This window comes from Streptomyces sp. NPDC014882 (assembly GCF_043081325.1).
Classification (GTDB): domain Bacteria; phylum Actinomycetota; class Actinomycetes; order Streptomycetales; family Streptomycetaceae; genus Streptomyces.
In genome coordinates this window covers 201,014-225,112 of the sequence record NZ_JBIBWL010000013.1, presented here as the reverse complement: position 1 = coordinate 225,112, position 24,099 = coordinate 201,014, and the positions used below count along the sequence as shown (strand labels likewise).

General features: G+C 73.2%; 22 protein-coding genes and 1 riboswitch. Of the genes, 5 read left to right on the top strand and 17 right to left on the bottom strand.

What is annotated here, in order from left to right:
- Positions 1 to 167 precede the first annotated feature (167 nt).
- Both ACF09K_RS26940 and ACF09K_RS26935 read left to right on the top strand, forming a co-directional pair.
- The gene (locus ACF09K_RS26940) at positions 168 to 740 is read left to right on the top strand and encodes a uridine kinase (RefSeq protein WP_392247558.1); all 573 of its coding nucleotides are present in this window, start codon (positions 168 to 170) and stop codon (positions 738 to 740) included.
- Between the two features lie 491 nt (positions 741 to 1,231).
- Positions 1,232 to 3,091: an AAA family ATPase gene (locus ACF09K_RS26935; protein WP_392247481.1), complete on the top strand. Its 1,860-nt coding sequence runs from the start codon at positions 1,232 to 1,234 to the stop codon at positions 3,089 to 3,091.
- Between the two features lie 153 nt (positions 3,092 to 3,244).
- Here ACF09K_RS26935 and ACF09K_RS26930 read toward each other — a convergent pair whose 3' ends face one another.
- From ACF09K_RS26930 to ACF09K_RS26880, 11 genes are all read right to left on the bottom strand, one after another.
- Positions 3,245 to 3,616 carry an antibiotic biosynthesis monooxygenase family protein gene (locus ACF09K_RS26930; RefSeq protein ID WP_392247480.1) on the bottom strand — a complete coding sequence of 124 codons (372 nt, stop codon included), beginning with the start codon at positions 3,614 to 3,616 and terminating at the stop codon, positions 3,245 to 3,247.
- 169 nt (positions 3,617 to 3,785) lie between these two features.
- Entirely contained in the window at positions 3,786 to 4,832 is a 1,047-nt protein-coding gene (locus ACF09K_RS26925) for a hemolysin family protein (RefSeq protein WP_392247478.1), read from the bottom strand.
- Positions 4,829 to 6,154 (bottom strand): hemolysin family protein, encoded by a 1,326-nt coding sequence (locus tag ACF09K_RS26920; RefSeq protein ID WP_392247477.1) that lies wholly within the window; start codon positions 6,152 to 6,154, stop codon positions 4,829 to 4,831. The genes ACF09K_RS26925 and ACF09K_RS26920 overlap by 4 nt, the downstream gene beginning before the upstream one ends.
- A gap of 222 nt (positions 6,155 to 6,376) precedes the next feature.
- Positions 6,377 to 6,829, bottom strand: coding sequence for a PH domain-containing protein (locus ACF09K_RS26915; protein WP_392247475.1), 453 nt, complete (start codon positions 6,827 to 6,829; stop codon positions 6,377 to 6,379).
- Between the two features lie 13 nt (positions 6,830 to 6,842).
- Positions 6,843 to 7,691 (bottom strand): ATP phosphoribosyltransferase, encoded by an 849-nt coding sequence (gene hisG, locus ACF09K_RS26910; RefSeq protein ID WP_392247473.1) that lies wholly within the window; start codon positions 7,689 to 7,691, stop codon positions 6,843 to 6,845.
- Between the two features lie 48 nt (positions 7,692 to 7,739).
- Entirely contained in the window at positions 7,740 to 8,012 is a 273-nt protein-coding gene (locus tag ACF09K_RS26905; RefSeq protein ID WP_062704494.1) for a phosphoribosyl-ATP diphosphatase, read from the bottom strand.
- 33 nt (positions 8,013 to 8,045) lie between these two features.
- On the bottom strand, positions 8,046 to 8,531 hold the full coding sequence (gene ribH / locus ACF09K_RS26900) for a 6,7-dimethyl-8-ribityllumazine synthase (protein WP_392247471.1): 486 nt from the start codon (positions 8,529 to 8,531) through the stop codon (positions 8,046 to 8,048).
- Positions 8,532 to 8,565: 34 nt separating this feature from the next.
- The gene (locus ACF09K_RS26895; protein ID WP_392247469.1) at positions 8,566 to 9,855 is read right to left on the bottom strand and encodes a bifunctional 3,4-dihydroxy-2-butanone-4-phosphate synthase/GTP cyclohydrolase II; all 1,290 of its coding nucleotides are present in this window, start codon (positions 9,853 to 9,855) and stop codon (positions 8,566 to 8,568) included.
- Positions 9,852 to 10,493 (bottom strand): nicotinamide riboside transporter PnuC, encoded by a 642-nt coding sequence (locus tag ACF09K_RS26890; RefSeq protein ID WP_392247467.1) that lies wholly within the window; start codon positions 10,491 to 10,493, stop codon positions 9,852 to 9,854. The genes ACF09K_RS26895 and ACF09K_RS26890 overlap by 4 nt, the downstream gene beginning before the upstream one ends.
- Complete coding sequence (locus tag ACF09K_RS26885; protein ID WP_392247466.1) at positions 10,490 to 11,095, bottom strand: riboflavin synthase; 606 nt, start codon at positions 11,093 to 11,095, stop codon at positions 10,490 to 10,492. Before ACF09K_RS26885 ends, ACF09K_RS26890 begins: the two co-directional genes overlap by 4 nt.
- 148 nt (positions 11,096 to 11,243) lie before the next feature.
- Positions 11,244 to 11,374, bottom strand: a riboswitch (FMN riboswitch).
- Between the two features lie 359 nt (positions 11,375 to 11,733).
- Positions 11,734 to 13,035 (bottom strand): ROK family transcriptional regulator, encoded by a 1,302-nt coding sequence (locus ACF09K_RS26880; RefSeq protein ID WP_392247465.1) that lies wholly within the window; start codon positions 13,033 to 13,035, stop codon positions 11,734 to 11,736.
- A gap of 152 nt (positions 13,036 to 13,187) precedes the next feature.
- On the opposite strand from ACF09K_RS26880, the gene ACF09K_RS26875 reads away from it, so the two are divergent.
- The gene (locus ACF09K_RS26875) at positions 13,188 to 14,399 is read left to right on the top strand and encodes an MFS transporter (RefSeq protein ID WP_392247464.1); all 1,212 of its coding nucleotides are present in this window, start codon (positions 13,188 to 13,190) and stop codon (positions 14,397 to 14,399) included.
- Here the strand turns inward: ACF09K_RS26875 and ACF09K_RS26870 are convergent.
- Positions 14,359 to 14,817, bottom strand: coding sequence for an acyl-CoA thioesterase (locus ACF09K_RS26870; RefSeq protein ID WP_392247463.1), 459 nt, complete (start codon positions 14,815 to 14,817; stop codon positions 14,359 to 14,361). The genes ACF09K_RS26875 and ACF09K_RS26870 overlap by 41 nt on opposite strands.
- Positions 14,818 to 15,002: 185 nt before the next feature.
- Between ACF09K_RS26870 and ACF09K_RS26865 the strand changes: the two genes are divergently transcribed.
- On the top strand, positions 15,003 to 16,382 hold the full coding sequence (locus ACF09K_RS26865; RefSeq protein ID WP_392247461.1) for a uracil-xanthine permease family protein: 1,380 nt from the start codon (positions 15,003 to 15,005) through the stop codon (positions 16,380 to 16,382).
- Positions 16,383 to 16,610: 228 nt separating this feature from the next.
- Positions 16,611 to 17,339 (top strand): DUF5995 family protein, encoded by a 729-nt coding sequence (locus tag ACF09K_RS26860; RefSeq protein ID WP_392247460.1) that lies wholly within the window; start codon positions 16,611 to 16,613, stop codon positions 17,337 to 17,339.
- 82 nt (positions 17,340 to 17,421) lie between these two features.
- Here the strand turns inward: ACF09K_RS26860 and ACF09K_RS26855 are convergent, their stop codons facing one another.
- The 5 genes from ACF09K_RS26855 to ACF09K_RS26835 form a co-directional block, all read right to left on the bottom strand.
- A complete protein-coding gene (locus ACF09K_RS26855) occupies positions 17,422 to 19,134 on the bottom strand; it encodes a flavin monoamine oxidase family protein (RefSeq protein ID WP_392247458.1) in 1,713 nt (570 codons plus the stop codon).
- A 62-nt stretch (positions 19,135 to 19,196) separates the two neighbouring features.
- The gene (locus ACF09K_RS26850) at positions 19,197 to 19,985 is read right to left on the bottom strand and encodes a carbon-nitrogen hydrolase family protein (RefSeq protein ID WP_392247457.1); all 789 of its coding nucleotides are present in this window, start codon (positions 19,983 to 19,985) and stop codon (positions 19,197 to 19,199) included.
- Positions 19,986 to 20,226: 241 nt separating this feature from the next.
- Positions 20,227 to 21,516, bottom strand: coding sequence for an MFS transporter (locus ACF09K_RS26845; protein WP_392247455.1), 1,290 nt, complete (start codon positions 21,514 to 21,516; stop codon positions 20,227 to 20,229).
- A 245-nt stretch (positions 21,517 to 21,761) separates the two neighbouring features.
- On the bottom strand, positions 21,762 to 22,214 hold the full coding sequence (locus ACF09K_RS26840) for an Lrp/AsnC family transcriptional regulator (RefSeq protein WP_392247454.1): 453 nt from the start codon (positions 22,212 to 22,214) through the stop codon (positions 21,762 to 21,764).
- A gap of 288 nt (positions 22,215 to 22,502) precedes the next feature.
- Positions 22,503 to 23,945: a GuaB1 family IMP dehydrogenase-related protein gene (locus ACF09K_RS26835; RefSeq protein WP_392247453.1), complete on the bottom strand. Its 1,443-nt coding sequence runs from the start codon at positions 23,943 to 23,945 to the stop codon at positions 22,503 to 22,505.
- Between the last annotated feature and the right edge of the window lie 154 nt (positions 23,946 to 24,099).

The window sequence follows — 24,099 nt, the reverse complement described above, 5'->3', positions numbered from 1 at the left end:
CCAACTATGGCGGGAGGCGGGCGGGCCCGCCAGCACTTCCGCCCGCGCCGCGCCCGGCAATATCGGTCTGGTCCACTGGCGTGACCTGCGGGAGGGCGGAGCCGCACCGCTAGACTTGTCCGGCCCGCCCCCTCGCCCCCTCACCTCCACCTCCGCCAGGAACCGCCATCCGCCAGCTCGCCTCCCGGCTCCGCAGCCTGCCGCCGTCCTGCGGCCCGGTCCGCCTGATCGGCGTCGACGGGCACGCCGGCTCGGGCAAGTCCACGTTCGCGGAGCGGCTGGCCGAGGCGTCGGGCGGGGTGCCCGTGCTGCACCTGGACGACCTCGCGACCCACGACGAACTGTTCGCGTGGACCGGGCGGTTGCTGGCCCAGGTGATCGAGCCGCTCGGCCGCGGCGAGACGGCGCACTACGCCCCCTACGACTGGCGCGCCCGCGGGTTCGGCCCGCCCCGCCCGCTCCCCCCGGCCCCGGTGGTCCTGGTCGAGGGGGTCGGCGCCGGCCGTCGCGCCCTGCGGCCGCACCTGGCCCACCTGCTGTGGATGGAGCTGCCGCGCGAGGAGGCCTGGGCCCGCGGGCGGGCCCGGGACGGGGAGGACCAGCGGGAGTTCTGGGACGGATGGGTCGAGGCGGAGGCGCGACATTTCGCCGGGGATCCGTCGAGGCCGTACGCGCACAGTGTGGTACGGCAGTTGCCGGAGGGGTACGAGGTGCTGCCGGGGCCCGTGGGAACGCGCTGAGCACACCACGTCGTCACACAGGGTGAGGGATCGTCCGCGATGTGGTGAAAGCGTGAAGGGCCTTGCGTTCGAACTCCGCCAAGTGCTTCAACTCGGCTTGACCGGCGCCCCGTACAGGACTTACGTTCTCAATGTGCGGCAGGAGAGCCGCCCGCAGTCGCGAAGCCCCCGGTTGTTCCCCCGTGACCGGGGGCTTCGTTCTGCCCGCGCACTCCCCTTCCGGCCCGTTTCACCGACGCGCCGTGGCGCCGTTCGCTCACCCAGGGTCACCGTGCGACGGTGCGCCCCTTCTGCTCCCACCTCGCCGAACGGGCTGTGCGGCACCCTTCGGCGGGGTGCTCCCCCGCAGGTACGATGCCCTCGGTGCGACCTGCCGGCGACTGCTGCGCGCACCTGGCAACTCCGGTCCGCGGCACAGCGGTTCGACCATCGCAGCCGATGGGCTCCGGCCCGGTGGCATACCGACGGGGGCACGGTTCGTGGGGGACGTGATGGACTTCGGCACGCGGGGCCCCGAGGCCCCGGCCGACCTCGCCTGGCTACGAGGCGTGGACGCCTACACCATGGGCGCGTATCCGCAGGCGGAGGAGGAGTTCCGCGACGCGGTGCGGATCGATCCCGGCATGGCCGACGGCTGGCTCGGCCTGCATGCGCTGCGCGTCGACACGACGACCGCGCTGCTCAGGATGTTCCGGCACCGCGACCGCTTCGGCGAACAGCGCACCCGGCACCGCCGCACCCTCAACTCCTGGTACTGGCTGGGCTGGTGGGTGCAGCCCGTGCTGGAGAGCCCCCGCGACCTGCTCCTCGCGCACGCCTCGCACTGGCTGGACGGCCGGCACGTGCCCGAGCTGGACCGGGCGCTGGCGGGCCTCCCGCCCGTCGACGCCGACCACCACGTCCGCTTCCTGCACGCCTGCCGCGCCTACCTGGTCAAGGACTGGGAGCAGCTCGTCCGGCACACCGACCCGCTCCTCGACGACCCCCTCCTCGGTATCGAGGCCGGCCTCTTCGGCGGCATGGCCCGGGTCCGGCTGGAGATGTACGGACAGGCCGAGCCGCTGCTGTCGACGGCGCTCATGCGCTGCCGCAGCGAACAGCCGCAGCGCAAGGAGTTGCGGTACTGGCTGGCCCGCGCGCACGAGGGCACCGGCCGTTCCGCCGCCGCGCTCCCCCTGTACCGGGCCGTGCACCGGGTCGATCCCGCCTTCATGGACACCTCGGCCCGGCTCGCCGCGATCGCCGAGGGCGACGGCTACGACGACACGGGCGACCTGGCCTCCGTCACCCTGGCCGGAGTCGGTCAGGACGTCGGGGACGGGGCGGACGTCCTGGACCCGCTGTTCGGCACCGAGGGCCGGGACCTGAGGCTCGGCGACCCCTCCGACCTGCCGCCCGCCGGTCCCCTCCCTACGGTGGCCGACCCGGCCGTGCGGGAGAAGACCGTCGTTCCCCCGGTCCTGCCGCCCGGCCCCACCGACCCGGCGTTACTGGAGGAGGCGCTCACCGAACTGGAGCGCATGGTGGGTCTGGAGCCGGTGAAACGGCAGGTCAAGGCCCTGTCCGCGCAGCTGAACATGGCCCGGCTGCGGGCCGGGCAGGGGCTGCCGGTCCAGCCGCCGAAGCGGCACTTCGTCTTCTCCGGCCCCTCCGGAACCGGCAAGACCACGGTGGCCCGCATCCTCGGCCGCGTCTTCTACGCCCTCGGGCTGCTCGGCGGCGACCACCTCGTGGAGGCCCAGCGGGCCGACCTCGTCGGCGAGTACCTGGGCCAGACCGCCGTGAAGGCCAACGAGCTGATCGACTCCGCGCTGGGCGGCGTCCTCTTCGTGGACGAGGCGTACTCCCTGTCCAACTCCGGCTACGGCAAGGGGGACGCGTACGGGGACGAGGCCCTGCAGGTGCTCCTGAAGCGGGCCGAGGACAACCGGGACCACCTGGTGGTGATCCTGGCCGGCTATCCCGAGGGCATGGACCGGCTGCTCGCGGCGAACCCCGGCCTGTCGTCCCGCTTCACGACCCGCGTCGACTTCCCGTCGTACCGGCCCCTCGAGCTCACCTCGATCGGCGAGGTGCTCGCGGCGGACAACGGGGACGTGTGGGACGAGGAGACGCTGGACGAGCTGCGGTCGATCGCCGGGCACGTGGTGGACCAGGGGTGGATCGACGAACTGGGCAACGGACGGTTCCTGCGGACCCTGTACGAGAAGAGCTGCGCCTACCGGGACCTGCGGCTGTCGACGTACCCGGGGACCCTGACCCGCGACGACCTGTCGACCCTGCGGCTGCCGGACCTGATGCAGGCGTACGGAGAGGTGCTGTCGGGACGCGGGCCGCAGGACCCGGCCTAGATCCGTCGTCGCCTTACCGTCGTCCGCCCGGGGGACGGGCCCGGGCACCGGGGCGTCGGGTGCGTGCCGCCCGGGTGCGCCGGGCCGAGGGGGGCGGCTGGACGTGGACGTGCGGGGTGCGCCGGTGGCGGGGCGGTCGCGGGGCGGTGCCGGTCAGTCTGTTGCCGGGCTCCGTCCCCGCGTGAACGCGTGGCTGCGTTCCACCTTCGCCACGTGCAGCGTGTAGCTCCGGTACCACTCCGCTCGCCCGCGCCTTTGCGCCGCGCGGTGCTCGGTGTCGCCCCGCCACTTCGTGAGGGCGTCGCCGTCGCGGAAGTACCCGACGGTGATGCCCAGGCCGCCGGGAGTCTGCGCGTGGTCCATCCCCAGGTATCCGGGGATCTCCTTCACCAGGTCCTCCATACGTGCGACGGTCTCGCTGTAGCCGCTCTGCTCCTGGGTTCGCACGGTGGTGAACACCGCCACGTAGTAGGGGGGTTCGTAGGCCTCGACGGGCGTGACCGGCGCTTCCGGATGATCGCTCATGGCGCCACCGTAGGAGGGGAGGAGCCCGACGATCCAGCGTGTTCCCCCGACGGGGTGCACACGGGATCGATCGGGCTCCCGGCCGGAGCCGTCCGGGCCCTCCCCCGGTTCCCGCGGGCGGGGCGGGCCCGTGCGACCGCCCCGCCCCGGCGACCCGGCCGGCCGGACCCTAGGTCGCCATCACCACCTCGGGATAGCCCCGGTGGGCGGGGTCCGTCACCTCGCCCACCAGCAGCTCCAGGACGTCCTCCAGGGCGACCAGCCCGAGCACCCTGCCCGAGGCGTCCGCGACCTGCGCCAGGTGCGTCGCCGCCCGGCGCATCACCGTCAGCGCGTCGTCGAGCGGCAGTTCGGAACGGAGCTTGGTCATCGGACGCCACACCTGCTGGGGGACCGCCCGGTCGGACTCCTCGAGGTCGAGGACGTCCTTCACGTGGAGGTAGCCCATGAAGGCGCCGTTCTCCGCGGCGACGGGGAAGCGGGAGTAGCCGGTGCGGGCGGTGAGGGCGACGATCTGCCCGGGCGTGACCGACGGCGGGACCGTCACCAGCGACTCGCGCTTGAGCAGGACGTCGGTGACCGGGCGGGAGCCCAGTTCCAGCGCGTCCTCCAGCCGCTCCTGCTCCTCGGGATCGAGCAGGCCGGCCTGGCCGGAGTCCTCCACCAGCCGGTTGAGCTGCTCGCTCGTGAAGACGGCCTCGACCTCGTCCTTGGGCTCGACGCTGAAGAGGCGCAGGATGCCCTGGGCGCAGGCGCCGAGGGCGACGGTGATCGGCCGGCACAGGCGGGCGAAGGCGACCAGGCCGGGGCTGAGCCACAGTGCGGCCTTCTCCGGGGCCGCCATGGCGAGGTTCTTCGGGACCATCTCGCCGACGACGAGGTGGAAGAAGACCACGGCCGCCAGGGCGATGACGTAACCGAGCGGGTGGATCATGCCGTGCGGCAGGTGGATGCCCTCGAAGACCGGCTCCAGCAGGTGGGCCACCGTCGGCTCGGCGACGGCGCCCAGGGTCAGCGAGCACACGGTGATGCCGAACTGGGCGGCTGCCATCATCTGCGGCAGGTGCTCCAGGCCGTGGAGGACCTGGCGGGCCCGCGTGGTGCCCAGCGGCTCGATCTGGCTGCGGCGGACGGAGACGAGGGCGAACTCGGCGCCGACGAAGAAGCCGTTCGCGAGCACGAGCAGGCCCGCGAAGACGAGTTGGAGCACGCTCATCGGGCGACCTCCGCGACCACGGCGGTGCGGACGACGCGGACCCGCTCGGCCCGGTAGTGGCCGACGCGGCGGACCGACAGCCGCCAGCCGGGCAGCTCGGCCCGGTCGCCGACGGCCGGGATGCGGCCGAGCAGGTCGGCGACGAGCCCGGCGACCGTCTCGTACGGCCCCTCGGGCGCGTCGAGGCCGATGCGCCGGAGCGTGTCGACCCGGCAGCTGCCGTCGACGTCCCAGGCGGGCCTGCCGTCCTCGGGCGGGGCGGCGGCCAGTTCGGGGGTGTCCAGGCCGTCGTGCTCGTCGCGGACCTCGCCGACGATCTCCTCGACGATGTCCTCCAGGGTCACCACGCCGGCCGTGCCGCCGTACTCGTCCACGACGACGGCGATGGGCTGCTCGCTGCGCAGCCGGGCCAGCAGGGGCCGCACGGGCAGGGTCTCGGGGACCAGCAGGGCCGGGCGGGCGATCCGGCCGAGCGGGGTGCGCAGCCGGTCGTGGACGGGGACGGCCAGGGCGTCCTTGAGGTGGACCATGCCGACGATCTCGTCGATCTTCTCGCGGTAGACGGGGAAGCGGGACAGGCCGGTGGCGCGGGTCAGGTTGACCACGTCCTCGGCGGTGGCCGACGCCTGCAGGGCGCTGACCTTCACCCGCGGGGTCATCACGTGCTGGGCGGTCAGCCCGGCCAGGGACAGGGTCCGTACGAAGAGGTCGGCCGTGTCCTGTTCGAGCGTGCCGGCCCGGGCGGAGTGCCGGGCCAGGGAGACCAGTTCGCCGGGGGTGCGGGCGGAGGCCAGCTCCTCGGTGGGCTCGACGCCCAGGGCGCGCACGAGCCGGTTGGCGACGGCATTGAGGCCGGCGATGACCGGCCGGAACAGGCGGGCGAACGCGTGCTGCGGGCCGGCGACGAAGCGCGCGACCTGGAGGGGCTTGGAGACCGCCCAGTTCTTCGGTACGAGTTCACCGATCACCATCTGCACGGCGGAGGCCAGCAGCATGCCGATGACGACGGCCGCCCCGGAGACGGCGCCCTCGGGGACGCGGATCGCGGTGAGGGGGCCGCCGAGCAGCTCGGCGAGTGCCGGTTCGGCCAGCATGCCGACGACGAGGGAGGTGATGGTGATGCCGAGCTGGGTGCCGGAGAGCTGGAAGGACAGCTCCTTGAGCGACTCGACGACCGTACGGGCCCGTCGGTCGCCCTCGGCGGCGGCCTTCTCGGCCTCCTGGCGCTCGACGGTGACGAGCCCGAACTCGGCGGCCACGAAGAAGCCGTTGGCGAGGATGAGCAGGAACGCGGCTGCCAGGAGCAGCAGGGGGATGGTCATGAAACCGCCGCCTCCGTTTCGGAGGGGGCGGCGCAGGTACTACAGGACGAACCGTCCATCGCCGGAGAGGGTCACTCCTCGGGTAGCAGGGCCCCCCGCGCGCCGGGCAGGGCGCGACGGGGGCGGAGGCGCAAAGGGGACGCCTCCGTCACCAGATTAATCAAGACAGGGGCTCCAGCGGCAGGGTGGCCGCCCCCGAGTCAGCCCTGATCCTGCTCCGCGTCAGCCCTGGTCCCGGTCGGAGCGGTGCACGGAGCGGGCCTCCACGAGGCCGCGCAGGGCGCGTGCGTGGGCGATGGCCTGCTGCTTGTCGATGCCCGGCTGGATGCCGAGCGCGGGCAGGCTGGTGCCGTCGCTGAGGTCGAGGAACACCCAGGGGTCGCCCTGCCGGAGGTTCACCTGGAGGATCTCGGCCCACTCCAGGTGCCGCCTGCTCGCGATGTTGACCACGGTGACACCGGTGTCGTCGGCGACGACCCTGACCCGGGCCAGCTGGGCCGGGACCCAGAAGCAGAGGGCGCCGGTGAGGACGAAGCTGAGCCGCTCCCCCGGCCCGAGGTCCAGCAGCAGGGCGACGGCGGAGATGACGAGGAAGAGCACCGCTCCGGCCGAGAGGAGCACCGCGCGGGTGCGGCTCGGCCGGAAGGTGACGGGGAGCGTGGGCTGGTCGGACATCTTCCCGGGGTTCTCAGAGTCGGCAGGCGTGGATGGCCGTGGTGAGGATGGCGCGGGCGCCGATGTCGTACAGGTCGTCCATGATCCGCTGCGCCTCCTTGGCGGGGACCATGGCACGGACGGCGACCCAGCCCTCGTTGTGCAGCGGGGAGACGGTCGGCGACTCCAGGCCGGGGGTGAGCGCGACGGCCTTCTCGAGCTGCTCGACGCGGCAGTCGTAGTCCATCATCACGTACGTGCGGGCGACCAGGACGCCCTGGAGGCGGCGCAGGAACTGCTGGACCTTGGGCTCCTCGCCGTCCGCGCCGGTGCGGCGGATGACGACGGCCTCGGACTTCATGATGGGCTCGCCGATGACCTCCAGGCCCGCGTTGCGCAGGGAGGTGCCGGTCTCGACGACGTCGGCGATGACCTCGGCGACGCCCAGCTCGATGGCGGTCTCGACGGCGCCGTCCAGGTGGACGACGGAGGCGTCGATGCCGTGGTCGGCGAGGTGCTTGGCCACGATCCCCTCGTAGGAGGTGGCGACCGTCATGCCCTTGAGGTCCTCGACGCCGCCGGCGGTGCCGGGCTTGGTGGCGAAGCGGAAGGTGGAGCGGGCGAAGCCGAGCGGGAGGATCTCCTCGGCGTCGGCGCCGGAGTCGACGAGCAGGTCGCGGCCGGTGATGCCGATGTCGAGGCGGCCGGAGGAGACGTAGATCGCGATGTCGCGGGGGCGGAGGTAGAAGAACTCGACCTCGTTCTCCGGGTCGACGATCCGCAGTTCCTTGGCCTCGCGGCGCTGCTGGTAGCCGGCCTCATGCAGCATCTCCCCCGCAGGTCCGGACAGGGAACCCTTGTTGGGGATGGCGATGCGCAGCATGAGGTCGGCTTCCTTCGCGTGGTGTTGTTCGGGAGGGGGCGGGCGGGCTTACAGGTGGGCGTAGACGTCGTCCAGCGAGATGCCGCGGGCGACCATCATCACCTGGACGTGGTAGAGCAGCTGCGAGATCTCCTCGGCTGCGGCTTCCTTGCCCTCGTACTCGGCGGCCATCCAGACCTCGGCGGCCTCTTCGACGACCTTCTTGCCGATGGCGTGGACCCCCTTCCCGACCAGTTCTGCGGTGCGGGAAGTGGCGGGGTCGCCGTCGGCGGCCTTCTGCTGGAGCTCGGTGAACAGCTCCTCGAACGTCTTCTTGGACATGGTGGTCCCACCCTAGCCGTTGTCCGGGGCCGCCTACCGCCAGGGTTCGGATACTGAGCGCAGGGTGGCCGCGGTCGCCACCGCCGCCGTCACCGCCTCGTGGCCCTTGTCCTCGGTGGAGCCCTCGATGCCAGCCCGGTCCAGGGCCTGCTCCTCGGTGTCGCAGGTGAGGACCCCGAAGCCGACGGGCACGCCGGTGTCGACCGAGACCTGGGTCAGGCCCTGGGCGACGCCCTGGCACACGTATTCGAAGTGCGGGGTCCCGCCGCGGATGACGACGCCGAGGGCGACGATCGCGTCGTAGCCGCGGCCCGCGAGGACCTTGGCGACCACCGGCAGTTCCCAGCTGCCGGGGACCCGGAGCAGGGTCGGCTCGTCGATGCCGAGGTCGTGCAGGGCGCGCAGGGCGCCGTCGACCAGACCGTCCATCACCTTCTCGTGCCACTGCGCCGCGATGACGGCGACCCTGAGGTCACCCACATTGCGTACGGACAACTCCGGTGCGCCCTTGCCGCTCACGTCTCTCCCTCGTGCCGTGCTTACGTACTTGTGCTTACTGGTTGCCGCAGGGGGACACGGGAGCCGCGTCCAGCCAGGGCAGGTCGTGTCCCATCCGGTCCCGCTTGGTGCGCAGGTAGCGGATGTTGTGCTCGCCCGCCTGGACGGGCATCGGTTCGCGGGCGGCGACCTCGATGCCGTGCCGGGTGAGCGCGTCGGTCTTCTCGGGGTTGTTGGTCATCAGCCGTACGCTGCGCACGCCCAGGTCGTCGAGGATCCGCGCGCCGGCCGCGTAGTCCCGGGCGTCGGCGGGCAGGCCCAGTTCCAGGTTGGCGTCGAGGGTGTCGCGGCCGCGCTCCTGGAGCTCGTACGCCCGGAGCTTGGACAGCAGGCCGATGCCGCGGCCCTCGTGTCCGCGCAGGTAGACCACGACGCCCCGGCCCTCGGTCTGGATGCGCTCCAGGGAGGCGTCGAGCTGGGGGCCGCAGTCGCAGCGCGCGGAGCCGAAGACGTCCCCGGTGAGGCACTCGGAGTGGACGCGGACGAGGACGTCCCTGCCGTCGCCGATCTCGCCGTGCACGAGGGCGACGTGCTCGACGCCGTCGACGGTGGAGCGGTAGCCGTACGCGGTGAAGGTGCCGTGGACGGTGGGCAGGCGGGTCTCGGCCTCGCGGCGGACGGTGGGCTCGGCGGTGCGGCGGTAGGCGATCAGGTCCTCGATGGAGATGATCGTCAGGCCGTGCTTGCGGGCGAAGGGGATCAGCTCGGGCAGGCGGAGCATGCGGCCGTCCTCGCCGGCGATCTCGACGATGGCGCCGGCCGACCGCAGTCCCGCGAGCCGGGCGAGGTCGACGGCGGCCTCGGTGTGCCCGTTGCGCACGAGGACGCCGCCGGGCCTGGCGCGCAGCGGGAAGACGTGGCCGGGGCGGACGAGGTCGGCGGGTCCGGCGGTGCCGTCGGCCAGGAGCCGCAGGGTGGTGGCGCGGTCGGCGGCGGAGATGCCGGTGGTCACGCCGTGCGCGGCGGAGGCGTCGACGGAGACGGTGAACGCGGTCTTCATCGACTCGGTGTTGTCCGCGACCATCTGCGGGAGCTCGAGCCGGTCGAGTTCGTCGCCCTCCATGGGGGCGCAGATCAGCCCGCGGCACTCGCTCATCATGAAGGCGACGATCTCGGGGGTGGCCTTCTCGGCGGCGATGACGAGGTCGCCCTCGTTCTCGCGGTTCTCGTCGTCGACGACCACGACCGGGCGACCGGCGGCGATGTCGGCGACGGCCCGCTCGACGGGGTCGAGGGCGAACTCCTCGATGTCGTCGGGGGTGTGGAGGACGGGTGCCGTGCTCATGCGGGCGCTCCTTCCAGAGCGGGCCGGGTACCCCTGCGGGAGCGCAGCCACCAGTCGCGCATGCCCCACAGGACGAGCGCGCCGTAGATGACGTAGACGAAGCCGGAGAAGGCGTAGCCGTTGGCGAAGTTCAGGGGGACGCCGACGATGTCGACGAGGAGCCAGGCGAACCAGAACTCGACCATTCCCTTGGCCTGGGCGTACATGGCGACGACGGTTCCGACGAAGATGTAGGCGTCGGGCCAGGGGTCCCAGGACAGGGTGGGGTAGGCCGTGAACAGGAGCGCCACGGCGACCGTGCCGGCGGCGGCGGCGCCGGTCATGGCGGCGCGCTCGCGCCAGGTGGCGAAGCGCGGGGCGATGTGGCCGTCGGCGGATCCGCTCCGGTCGCGGTTCCACCGCCACCAGCCGTAGAGGGCGACGGCCATGACGACGGCCTGCTTGCCGGCGCTGCCGGTGAGGTGGCCGAAGAAGGCGCCGAAGAGGATGAGGCCGGAGAGGAACTGCACCGGCCAGCTCCACAGGGACCGGCGCCAGCCGAGTGCGAGTGCGGCCAGTCCGAAGATGTTGCCGATCATGTCCGACCAGAGGATGTGCTGGTCGAGGAGGACGAAGGCCTCGGAGTTCAGGGTGTTCACTTCGCCGCCCCACCGGTGGTGGCCATCAGCCGCTCCACGTACTTGGCGACGATGTCCACCTCGAGGTTGACCGGGTCGCCGGGCTGCTTGAGACCGAGGGTGGTCAGGGCGAGGGTGGTGGGGATGAGGCTGACGGTGAAGTGGTCGGAGCCGGCCTCCACGACCGTGAGGCTGATGCCGTCGACGGTGATGGACCCCTTCTCCACGACGTACCGGGCGAGGTCGGCGGGGAGGGAGATCCTGACGATCTCCCAGTGCGCGGAGGGCGTGCGCTCCAGGACCTGTCCGGTGCCGTCGACGTGGCCCTGCACGATGTGGCCGCCGAGGCGCGCGCCGACGGCGGTGGGGCGTTCGAGGTTGACGCGGGAGCCGACGGCGAGGGCGCCGAGGCTGGACCGCTTCAGGGTCTCGGCCATGACGTCGGCGGTGAACTCGTCACCCTCGTGCTCGACGACGGTGAGGCAGACGCCGTTGACGGCGATGGAGTCACCGTGCTTGGCGCCGTCGGTGACGACGGGGCCGCGGACGCGGAAGCGACAGGCGTCGTCGAGGTTCTCGACGGCGGTGATCTCGCCCAGTTCTTCGACGATTCCGGTGAACACTTCCCGGGTCCTCCTGCCTCGTGGGGCACGGACTCCGGGGCCTGTCGATGACGACAGAGTGAAACGGGTGAGGACACCGGGGGGCGACGCCGGACAGACCCGTCCGCGGACGGGTACGGATACGGCGGCGCGCACGAATGCCCGCCCGCCGCGCACTGCCTCCCATCCGGACTTTAACCGTCGGTCCAGGAATTTCACCTGGTCAACCGGCCGCTGGAGGCGGCCGGGTCGCGGACTGTAACCGCCGGTTCGGAATTTCACCGACCCCGGAGTGCGCTGCTTTAGGTACAGGGCCAGTGTGCCACGCCCGGTAAGCGTCCATGCGGGTGACGTCTGTGGGGTGGCTCACAGGGGACGCGCGGGACATCCCGGTCGGGCCGTCCGGCGCCCCGGCCCGGGGCCTGGGCACACCCCCCTCCGGGTTCGGTCCATACCCGCTGACGCAACGCTCCGGTCTCCTTCGGAGCCGCGCGGCTTCCGCGCAGAGGGACCGGCCGTGCCGTCCCCCTCGCGACACCGGGCGAGCCCCGCGCCGCTCGCCGCTGCGGCGGGGGCGGTGACGGCGACGACGGCCCTGCGACCCGCCGGGTCTCTCCACGACCCGGTCAGCGGGGCCCGCGACCCGACTGCCGCGGAAGTCAGCTGTCGCGGCCCCCGAACAACTCCTCCTGGGCGGACTCCCGTGCCGTCAGCAGGGCGCCGCGCAGTACCGCCGCACCGCCCAGGGGGCTCGGGCGCACCTGGGTGGGGAGCGGCGCCATCCGACGCAGCCGCTGCGCCACCCGGGCCGCGAGGGTCTCGCCGCCGGCCAGGCCGACCTCCCCGCCGAGGACCACGCATCCGGGGTCGAGGACGGCGACGACGGAGGCGGCGCCGATGGCCAGCCGGTCGGCGAGGGCGTCGAGGAAGCGCGCGGACGCGCCGCCGGAGCCACTGCCGAGGTCGTCACCGGGGTCGCCGCCCGAGCCACTGCCCGGGGCGCTGCCGGCGGTGTCGGGGCCGTCGCCCGCGCCGGCGTCCGCCCCCGTCCGGGTCACCCGTGCCACCGCCGTCCGCACCAGGCCGGCCGCCTCCGGTTCGCCGGGCACCGGGTCCGGGGCCGGGCCCAGCCCGTGCTCGCGCGCCAGCGCCGCGACCGCCGCCGAGCCGGCCAGGGAGTGGAAGCCGCCCGCGCAGTCCGTGGCCGAGGGCAGGCCGGTGGTGCCGGGGACCGGGAGGAAGCCGATCTCGCCGGTGCCGCCGGAGGCCCCCCGGCGCAGGGCGCCGTCCAGGACGACGGCCGCGCCCGTGCCGTGACCGAGCCACAGCAGTACGAAGGTGTCGCGGTCCCGCGCCACGCCCTCGCGCTGTTCGGCCAGGGCGGCGAGGTTGGTCTCGTTCTCGACGGTGACGCGGGCCGCGGGCAGCCGTTCCTGGAGGGCGGCCACCAGGCGGCGGTGCCAGGCGGGCAGGCCGGAGGAGTCGCGCAGTTCGCCGCTGGCGGGGTCGATCAGGCCGGGCGCGCCGATGCCGACGGTGTGCAGCCGGCCGGCCCCGGCCTCCTTCACGGCCCGTTCGACCAGGGTCACCGCCTGTTCCACGGCGGGCCCCGTGCCGAGGTCGCCGCCGATGGGCACGGACGCCTCGGCGAGCACCCGCCCCACCAGGTCGGAGACCAGCACGGCGACGCCCTCGGTGCGGACGTCCAGGGCCGCCAGGTGGGCCCGGTCCGCGACGATGCCGTGGAGCCGGGCGTTCGGGCCGCGCCGCTGCTCCCCCGCCTCCCCCACGACCTCGATCAGGCCGGAGGCGGTGAGACGTTCGACGAGGTCGGCGACGGTGGGCCGGGACAGGCCGGTGAGCTGTTTCAACTGCCCGGCCGTCAGCGGGCCTTCGTCCTGCAGGAGCCGTAGGGCGAGCCGGTCGTTGATGGCCCGGGCGGTGCTCGGGGATGCGGGCATGCGCGGAATCCTCCCATGGGCGCCGGAGCGTCACCCCGGACCGGCCTCTATTTATCAGGCAGGGTTCCTGATAGTTTACGCGGGCGCCGCACGGATGCGGCCCGCGCACGGCACCGCGCCGGGCGGCGGACTGGCGAGGAGGGGCCCCGGAGATGAGCGAAGCGACCTGTGCACCGTCGGAGGCGCGGCGGGCCCGGTACGCGGTGGCCGCCGTGTTCACCGTGCACGGCGCGGTCACCGGCTCCTTCGCCACGCGGGTGCCGTGGATCCAGGACCACGCGTCCGTGGGCGCCGGGCAGCTCGGCTTCGCCCTGGCCTTCACCGCGTTCGGCGCGGCCTGCGCCATGCCGCTGGCCGGCCGGATCACCCACCGCCTCGGCAGCCGGGCCGCCCTGCGCGGACTGCTCGCGCTGTGGACGCTGGCGCTGGTCCTGCCCTCCCTCGCGCCGGACATGGTCGCCCTGTGCCTGGCGATGTTCGTCTACGGCGCCACCGCGGGCATGGCCGACGTGGCGATGAACGCCCTCGGCGTCGAGGTCGAGCAGCGGCTCGGCAAGTCGATCATGTCGGGGCTGCACGGCATGTGGAGCGCGGGCGCGCTGCTCGGCTCGGCGGCCGGCACCCTCGCCGCGCACCTGGGCACGGACGCGCGCCTGCACCACGCCCTGGCGGCGGCCGTGCTCACCGCGCTCGGCCTGCTGGCCTGCCGGTGGGTGCTCGACCTGCGGCCCGCCGAGGACGAGGAGCCCCCGCCGCGCTTCACCCTGCCGCCCCGCTCGGCGCTGCTGATCGGCGCGGTCGGGTTCTGCGCGGTGTTCGCGGAGGGCGCGAGCCTGGACTGGTCGGCGGTCTACCTGGACGACCACCTCGGCGCCTCGGCCGGTCTCGCGGCGGCCTGCACGACCGGTTTCATGCTGACCATGGCGGTGGCCCGGATCGTGGGGGACGCGGTGGTGAACCGGTTCGGCGCGGTCCGCACGGTCCGTGCGGGCGGGGTGCTGGCCGCCGCGGGCGGACTGCTGATCGTGGTGGCGGACCGTCCGGCGACGGCCATCGGCGGGTTCGGGATGATGGGACTCGGCATCGCCGTCGTCGTCCCGCTGTGCTTCGCGGCGGCCGGGCACAGCGGGCCGAACCCCAGTCAGGCCATCGCGGGCGTCGCGACCATCACCTACACCTCGGGGCTGATCGCGCCGAGCCTGATCGGCGGGGTGGCGCAGGCGACCAGCCTGATGGTGTCGTTCGGCGTGGTGACGGTGCTGGCGTTCGGGCTCGTGGTGTTCGCGGGCGTGCTGCGCGGCGGCGAGCGCACGTCCGTGAAGGTCAGCCCTCGGGACGCAGCAGTGCCCGGCCCGCGCTCCTGAACGTCTCGCTCCACGGCGCCGGGCGCATGGTCGCGGGATCGAGGCGGACCAGGACGCGGGTGCCGTGCGCGTAGGTGAACGCCCCGTCGGCCGAGCAGAACCGGAAGCCGTAGGTCAGGCCGGTGTTGCCGAGCCGCTCCAGCCACAGGTGGACGGCGTAGGCACCCGGCCTGGTGACGGGCGCCTCGTAGCCGATGCGCAGTTCCTTCACGGCGTTGCAGGCGTCGCCGGCCGCGGTCCAGTCGCCCTCGAAGCGCACGCCGTGCTCCTGCCACAGCTCGGTCCAGGCCCGCTCGACCATCAGCGGATAGCGGGCGTTGTGCAGCAGTCCGAGCGCGTCGAGGTCGTCGAAGTGGACGGTGACGGGCATCAGCCGGCCGTGGGACAGGGCGGGGGCGGCCGGGGCTTCGGCGGTCACGGGCGGGGCTCCTGGAGGCGAAGGGGACGTACGAGGAAGATGTACGAGACAATCACCCCTATCCTAAGCGGTCGCTCACCCTCCGGATCCGCGGGAGAATGGGCCGGACAACCGCACCGCGCCGAACGGCTTCCGCACCGCGCCGGAACGGCTTCCGCGCCGCACGAACGAAAGCGAAACCCACCATGGATCTTGGCGTCCGCTGGAAACTGCACGGCGACGGGCGCACGCCGGAGCCGGGAGCGGTGGTCCGCCCCGACGAGCGGCTCTCCTGGCCCCGCACGGCCGGCCTCGGCGCCCAGCACGTGGTGGCCATGTTCGGGGCGTCCTTCGTGGCCCCCGTCCTGATGGGCCTGGACCCCAACCTGGCCATCATGATGTCGGGCGTCGCGACCGTGATCTTCCTGCTCGCGACCCGCGGCCGGGTGCCCAGCTACCTCGGCTGCTCGCTGTCGTTCGTGGGCGTCGCGGCGGTCATCCGCGCCCAGGGCGGCACGAGCGCCACCGTCACCGGCGCGGTCCTCGTCGTGGGGGTCGCGCTCTTCCTGGTGGGCGTCGCCGTGCAGCGGTTCGGCGCCCGGATCATCCACGCCGCGATGCCGCCGGTCGTGACGGGCGCGGTCGTGATGCTGATCGGCTTCAACCTCGCCCCCGTCACCGCCTCCACCTACTGGCCGCAGGACCAGTGGACGGCCCTGCTGGTCATGCTGTTCACCGGTCTGGCCGTGGTCTGCCTGCGCGGCTTCTGGTCCCGCATCGCGATCTTCCTCGGCCTGGTCTTCGGCTACGGGATCTCCTGGGCGTTCGACCGGATCTTCGGCCGGATCCACTCGGCGGACGCGAGCGGCAAGGTCGTCGACCACTGGCGGCTGGACCTGTCCGCCGTGGGCCGGGCCGACTGGATCGGCCTGCCGTCCTTCCACGGCCCGAGCTTCGAGTGGTCGGCGATCCTGGTGGCCCTGCCCGTCGTCATCGCACTGGTCGCGGAGAACGCCGGGCACGTCAAGGCGGTCGGCGAGATGACCGGCGACCCGCTGGACGACAAGCTGGGCACGGCGATCTCGGCCGACGGCATCGGCTCCGTGCTGTCCACGGCGGTCGGCGGCCCGCCCAACACCACGTACTCCGAGAACATCGGCGTGATGGCCGCGACCCGCGTCTACTCCACGGCCGCCTACTGGGCCGCGGCGGGCTTCGCGCTCCTGTTCGGCCTGTGCCCCAAGTTCGGCGCGGTGGTGGCCGCGATCCCGGGCGGCGTCCTCGGCGGCATCACCGTCATCCTGTACGGCATGATCGGCCTGCTCGGCGCCCAGATCTGGCTGAACGCCGGGGTCGACCTGCGCAACCCGCTGAACCTGGTCCCGGCCGCCGCGGGCATCATCATCGGCGTCGGCAACGTCACCATGGAGTTCACCGACACCTTCTCGCTCAGCGGCATCGCCCTCGGCACCCTGGTCGTCATCACCGGCTACCACGCCCTGCGCGCCTTCGCCCCCGCCCACCTCAAGACCCAGCCCCCGCTCCTCGACGAGGGCACCAGTTCCTACGACGACGCCGGCTCGTAGGCGTACGGCGGATGCCGCCCGGTCGCACCCGCGGCCGGGCGGCGGCAGCCGGGCGACGGGGGCAGCGGCCGGGCGACGGCGGGCGCGACGCCCTGCCGTACGCCCCACCGCTCACGGGGGGGCTCACTCGTCCTGTCCCCACTTCCCCGGACGGACCCGTTCGCCCGTTCCGGGGAAGCACCGGTCCTACGGGCCCGCGGGCGCGGCCCGGACTGCGATTCTTCCTGCATGCCGCACCCGGAACAGTTCGTCCCTCCTCCCGGCGCGTCCGTCGGCGGGGTGCTCTCCCGCATGCGCGCCCTCGACGCGGCCCTCCCGCCGGGGGACGGGATCGCCGTCTTCAACCGCGTCTATCTCGCCGTGGCGGAGGAGGCGGACCGTCACCTCGGCACGGGCCGGTTCAGCGACCGGCGAGCCGCGCTCACGCTGGACGTGCGGTTCGCGGAGCGCTACCTCTCGGCCGTCGACGCCGCCACGGCCGACCGTCGCCCACCCGCCTGCTGGCGCCCGCTGTTCCAGCTCCGCCGCCATCCGGGCGTACGGCCGCTGCAGTTCGCGCTCGCGGGCGTCAACGCCCACGTCGGGCACGACCTGGCGCTCGCCGTCGTGGACGCCTGCCGAAGCCTCGGCTGCGAACCCGCCGATCTGGAGGACGAGTTCGACCGGGTGGGCGATCTCCTCGCGGCGCTGGAGGAGCGGGTGCGCGAGGACCTGGTGCCCGGCCCCGACCTGCTCCGGATCACCGATCCGCTCACCCACCTGCTCGGCTCCTGGAGCCTGGAGCGGGCCCGCGAGGCCACCTGGTCCGCGGCCCGCGCCCTGTGGGCCCTGCGCCGTCTCCCGGACCTCGCGGGGGAGTTCACCGACCGCCTCGACGCGGCGGTCGGCTTCGCGGGCCGCATGCTCCTGACCCCCCTGCCGGACCGGCAGGACGACGCCGGCCCGCCCCGGCCCTGAAGGCGGGGTCCGGCCGGCCCGGGGCGGACCGCGAAAGTCCCGGCCGCCCGTCGGGCGGACGGCACCGCTCCCTCAAGTCCGCCTAGTCCTCCGGCAGTTCGACGGGGGCGATCTCGTCGTACACATCGCCCGGGCCCGGATTGGTCGCGTCCGTCGCCCCGCCGAGGTGGTGCATCACGCCCCACACCGCGTTGAGGGCGGTCTGGACGGCGCCCTCGGCCCAGCCCGCGGTCCAGGAGATGTCGTCGCCGGCGAGGAAGATGCCCCGCTTGTCCTCGGGCAGCCGGTCCTGCACGAAGTGGGTGAACAGGCGCCGCTGGTAGCGGTAGTGGCCGGGCAGGTTGGCCTTGAACGCGCCCATGAAGTAGGGCTCGTTCTCCCAGGAGACGGTGACCGGGTTGCCGATGACGTGCTTCCTGATGTCGACGTTCGGGTAGATCTCGCCGAGCGACTTGAGCATGACCTCCATCCGCTCGTTCGCGGACAGCGGCAGCCACTTCAGGCTGTCGTCGCACCAGGTGTAGGACAGGCAGATCACGGCGGGCTTGTCCGGGCCGTCGTCGAGGAGGTAGGTGCCGCGGGTCATGCGGTCGGTGAGCGTCATCGACATGACGTCCCGGCCCGTCGGGTTCCCCCTGTCGTCGACGGCCTTGTCCAGCCAGAAGGGGCGGTCGACGGGGACGAAGAGTTTGGAGCTCTCCATGTAGTGGGTGCGCTCGATCGCCGTCCAGTGGTCGATCGGGAAGAGCGAGTCGTCGCAGGCGATCTTCGACAGCAGCATCCAGGACTGCGCGGTGAAGACGGCGGCCCGGTAGGTGCGGATGTCCCCGTTCGCGTCGGTGACGGTGATGCGGTTGCCCGCCGTGCGGTGGAGGCGGGTCACCGCCGGGCGGGGCTCACCGCCCTCGTGCAGGCCCGCGAGCGAGGTGCCGTAGGGCCAGTGGACGATCTTCTCCGGCTCGCGCTCCCACAGCCGCAGCGGCAGCTGCTGGGAGCCGCCGACGATGCCGCGGTGGTGGTCGTCGGCCTCGGTGTAGACGACCCGCAGGATCTCCAGGATGGAGTTGGGGAAGTCGGTGTCCCAGCCGCCGGTGCCGAAGCCGACCTGGCCGAAGATCTCGCGGTGCCGGAAGGACCGGAAGGCCTCGGAGTCGCAGAGGAAGCCGTAGAAGGTCTGGTTGTCGAGCTTCTCGACGAGCTTCGCCCAGATCTCGCGGATGCGCGGCACGTCGCGCTCGCGCATGGCCCGGTTCATGTCGGAGAAGTCGGCGCCCTCCTCCAGGCACTTGTTCCAGGCGGCGGCGACGTCCCGGTAGACCTGCGGCAGGTCGTCGATCGTCTCGGCGTAGTGGGACTCGCCCTTGAGGTCGACGACGGTCGAGGGCGTGGCCTCGGCGAGCGGGTTGGGGAACGGGCGGGTCTCGAGGCCCACCAGGTCGATGTAGTGCTGCAGGGCCGTGGAGGACGGCGGGAAGCGCATCGCGCCCATCTCGGCGGTCAGCGAGGGGTCGCAGCCGTCGAAGCCCACCGTGCGCAGCCGCCCGCCGATCCGGTCGGCCTCGTACACGACGGGCTTGAGGCCCATCTTCATCAGCTCGTAGGCGGCGACGATCCCGGACAGCCCGCCGCCGATCACGGCGACCTCGGTGCCGTGCTCGGTGGCCGGTATCTGGCCGAGGCCCGCCGGGTGGGCGAGGAAGTCGTCGTAGGCGTACGGGAAGTCCGGGCCGAACATCGTGATCGGCGGCTGCTGCTCGTCTGCGTGCTCGACGGCGTTGGGCACGGTGGACGTCATGGGGTGCGGACTCCTTGCGGCAACGAGGAAGGGAGGACGGGGGCGGGGGCGGGGCAGGGGGCTCAGACCAGGGACCCGTAGAGGCCGGGCCGGCGGTCCCGCAGGTACGGGTTGGCCTCGCGGGAGGCGGCCACGAAGGCGGGGTCGGCGTCGGCGAACACGAGTTCCTCCCCGCGTCCGGCGCGGGCGCGGGCGACGCCGTCGGGGCCGGCCAGGGTGGAGAGTCCGACGAACTCGAACTCCCCTTCCCTGCCGACCCGGTTGACGTAGGCGACGTACATCTGGTTCTCGAAGGCGCGCACCGGGATCATCGACTCGGCGACGAACTGGAAGGGGTGCATCTGCGCCGTCGGCACCACCAGCAGGCCGGTGCCGGCCAGCGCGTGGGCGCGGACGTTCTCCGGGAACTCGACGTCGTAGCAGATCATGAGGCCGACGGTCAGGCCGCCCAGTCCGGCCTGGACGACGGGCTGGTCGCCGGGCGTGAAGTGGTCGCGCTCGAAGCAGCCGAAGAGGTGGGTCTTGCGGTAGTTCGCGAGGCGGACGCCGTCGGCGGAGATCAGCTGCGCGGCGTTGTACACCCTCTCGCCGTCGCGCTCGGGGTATCCGTAGGCGACCGCGAGACCGTGCCGCCCGGCGAGTCCGGCGACCGCGTCCGCGGAGTCGCCGTCGGCGGGCTCGGCGAGACGGGCGACGTCGTCGCCGATCGCGTACCCGGTCAGGAACAGCTCCGGCGCGACCAGCAGTCCGGCTCCCGCGGCGGCGGCGCGGCCGGCGGCCTCGTCGAGGACCTCGAGGTTCTCGGCGACGCGGCCGGGGCGGCCGGAGCTCTGGAGCAGGGCGATGCGCATGCGTGTTCCTCACCGGAGGCGGAAGGTGTGGGGGACGTCTAGACGGTACGGTCCGCTGACCAGGGCGGACAAGGAGGAGCCGTTGCGCGCTGGTGAGCTGTTCGTTGCGTGCGGGGGGCGCGGGGCGGCGATTCGTTGCGCGGCCCCGCGCCCGGGAACACCGCCGTGGGATCACGGCCGCGGAGCCACCGCCGTGGGATCACCGCCGCGAGACCGCCCCCACGGAATCACCATCGTGGAATCACCGCCGCGAGACCGCCGCCACGGAATCACCGGCGCGAGGCCGCCGTCGCACCGCCACCAGCAGCGCGGTCACCAGACAGGGCACCGCGAGCAGCGCGAAGGCGGTGCCGTGCGCGCTCGCCGAGGCGAGCGGGGCGTAGGTGAGGTACACCGCGATCGTGGCGAGTTCGGTGCCCAGGCCCGCTACGGAGGTGAGAGTGGCCCGGCCGGTGCCCTCGATGCGCCGCTGGAGGCGGGCGTCGGCCAGTACGGTCGCCAGCTGGAAGCCGCCGAAGGCCAGGGCCACCAGGGCCAGGCCGGCCGGTGTGCCGGCGCCCGCCCCGGCGGCGAGGGCGAGCGCGGAGGCCGCGAGCAGCGCGGCGAACCCCCTGCGGCCCAGACGCTCGGCGGGTCCGGCCAGCAGGCTTCCGGCGGTGACGCCGGCCCAGATCACCATCAGCAGGTGGGGGATCGCCGCGTCGGGGGCGCCGGTGTCCCGCGCCAGCAGCGGGGTGTACTCGTCGAGGGCGCCCCAGACGGCGGCGACGGCCGGGACGAGCAGGAGGGCGCCGCGCACGGAGCGGTCGCGGCGGGCCTCGGCGAGGCCGGCCCGCAGGGTCGCCGCCCAGCCCTCACCGCCGTCACCGTCACCGTCCCCTTCCCCTCCCCCGTCGCTGTCTGCGCCTGCGCCTGCGCCTGCGCCGGCGGGAGCGGGGGCGCGGTGTTCGGGGAAGCGGGTCGCCGTCGCGGCGCACAGCAGGCAGGCCAGCACGCTGGCCGCGCCGACCGCCGGGTAGCCGTACGCCGCGAACACCGGACCGGCCAGGGCCATCGCCGTCATCGCGGCGGCCTGTCCGGCCGCGTGGGCCCGGCCCATGAGGCGGGCGTACCGGTCCGCCGCGCCGAGCCGCTCCAGCTCCTCGTAGACCAGGGCCTCCAGGGCGCCCGAGCCGAGCGCCCCGCGCGCGCCCCACAGCACGAAGCCGGCGGCGAAGGCCCCGTACGACGGGAACAGCACCCACAGCGCGAAGCCGGCCGCACCCAGCAGCGGGCCCAGCCACAGCGGCAGCCGGCGCGAGACGGCGTCCGCCCAGGCACCGGAGGGGACCTCCAGCAGGACGCCGGTCGCCGACCAGATGACGAACAGCGAGGACGTCTGTCCGACGGACAGCCCGGTGTCGGCGAACAGCAGCGCGTACACCGGGTAGAGCAGGACGAACTCGTCCAGGAACGCGTAGCCGTACAGCGTGGTGGTGAGCCGCCGTACGCCCGGTGCGCCGACGGGCGCACGGACAGGTGAGTGAGTCATGGGGCCTTCCCGCAGGGACGTTTCGGACACCGGGGGTACGGCGTCCGAGGCGGCCCTCGGGAGGCACGGCTGCCGGATCAATGTCGCCAGGTCATGGGACCGAGGGTAGACCCGGGCCCGGGCGGCTCACCAGCACTTTGCGGAGCCGCCGGCCTCGGAACCGGCGGCTCCCGGGCAGGCGGCTCCCGGATCGGCGGCTTCCGGATCGGCGGCTCCCGGGCAGGCGGCTCTCCGGCAGGCGGCTCTCAGGTCGGCGAGCCGGAGGAGAAGCGGCGCAGCAGCGGGGAGAGCACCAGCACCGACTTCGTGCGCTCCACGAAGGGCTCCCCCGCGATCCGCTCCAGGACCCGCTCGAAGTGGCGCATGTCGGCGGCGAAGACCTGGGCGATCGCGTCCGCCTCCCCGGTGACGGTGGAGGCGGCCACGACTTCCTGGTAGCGCTCCAGGCCCCGCTGGATGGTCTCCGGCGAGGTGTTGCGCCGGCAGTGGATCTCGACGTACCCCTCGGTCTTCCAGCCCAGGGCCGCCGGATCGACGCGCACCGTGAACCCGGTGATGGCCCCGGTGGCGCGCAGCCGGTCCACGCGCCGTTTCACGGCGGGCGCGGAGAGCCCGACGAGCTGCCCGATGTCCGCGTAGGAGCGGCGGGCGTCCTCGGCGAGGGCGTGCACGATGCGTTCGTCGAGATCGTTCAGCACTGCGGGTCGTTCACTTCACTTCGGATGACGCGAGGCGGGAGCGGCGGTGGCCGTAGAGGAAGTAGAACACGAGCCCGACCGCCGTCCGGACACCGGAGACCACCCGGGTGACGGCGGAGAGACCGCGCATCGCCCGGAGGCGGAAGCGGAGCCCGTCGGCGGCGCGGAGGGAACAGGCGAAGAGAACAGGGGGAGGGAACGGGCGGAGGCAACGGGGAGAGGCGGAAGGACGCGGGCCCGGCGACGGCCGGACCCGCGGTGTCCGCACGGCGGCGCCCCGCGGGGCGCTCAGTTCCAGCTGGCGTGCAAGGGCTGGCCCTCCGCGTAGCCGGCCGCGCTCTGGAGGCCGACGACGGCCTTCTCGGCGAACTCCTCCAGGGAGGCGGCACCGGCGTAGGTGCAGGAGGAGCGGACGCCCGCGACGACCGAGTCGATCAGGTCCTCGACGCCCGGACGGCCCGGGTCGAGGAACATGCGCGAGGTGGAGATGCCCTCCTCGAACAGCGCCTTGCGGGCCCGGTCGTACGCCGACTCCTCGGAGGTGCGGTTGCGCACGGCGCGCGCGGAGGCCATGCCGAACGACTCCTTGTAGAGCCGTCCGCCGGCGTCCTGCTGGAGGTCGCCCGGGGACTCGTAGGTGCCCGCGAACCAGGAGCCGATCATCACGTTGGACGCGCCGGCCGCGAGGGCCATCGCCACGTCGCGCGGGTGGCGGACGCCGCCGTCGGCCCACACGTGCTTGCCGTACTTCCTCGCCTCGGCCGCGCACTCCAGGACCGCGGAGAACTGCGGCCGGCCCACGCCGGTCATCATGCGGGTGGTGCACATGGCGCCGGGTCCGACGCCGACCTTGATGATGTCGGCGCCCGCCTCGACCAGGTCCTTGACGCCCTCGGCGGAGACGATGTTGCCGGCGACGATCGGGACCTGCGGGTCGAGGTCGCGCACCAGCCGGATCGCGTTGATCATCGACTCCTGGTGGCCGTGGGCCGTGTCGATGACGAGGGTGTCGACGCCCGCGTCCAGCAGCAGCTTGGCCTTCTCGGCGAAGTCGCCGTTGATGCCGACGGCGGCGGCGATCCGCAGCCTGCCCCGCGCGTCGGTGGCGGGCGTGTACAGGGTGGCGCGCAGGGCGCCCTTGCGGGTGAGGATGCCGGCCAGCCTGCCGTCCGCGTCGACCGCGGGGGCGTAGCGCCGGTTGGCCGCGTCGAGGGTGTTGAAGGCCTCGCGGGGGTCGATGTCCGCGTCCAGGAGCAGCAGGTCCTTGGACATCACCTCGGCGAGCTGGGTGAAGCGGTCGACGCCGCTGAGGTCCGCGTCCGTGACGACGCCGACGGGGCGGGCGTCCCCGTCGACGACGACGCCCGCGTTGTGCGCGCGCTTGGGCAGCAGGGCCAGCGCGTCGGCGACGGTCTGGTGCGGGGCGAGCACGATCGGGGTGTCCAGCACGAGGTGGCGGCTCTTGACCCAGGAGATGACGTCGGTGACGACGTCGATCGGGATGTCCTGGGGGATCACGACGAGGCCGCCGCGCCGCGCCACGGTCTCGGCCATCCGGCGCCCGGCGACGGCGGTCATGTTGGCCACGACCAGCGGGATCGTGGTCCCCGTCCCGTCCGGGGAGCTGAGGTCCACGCCCAGACGCGACCCGACCGCGCTGCGGCTCGGGACCATGAAGACGTCGTCGTACGTGAGGTCGTACGCGGGCTGGATGTCGTTGAGGAAACGCACGTGCCGCACATCCCAGTCGATCAGAGGTGACCCCCGGACCGGCCGGCCAGGGGGAAGAGCACGTACTTCATTGTCCCATGGGAGCCGCGATGCCCGGCCCGGGAGAATCGTCCAGGCCGGTCGGGAGGGGGTTGGGAGGATCGTCCGAGGGACA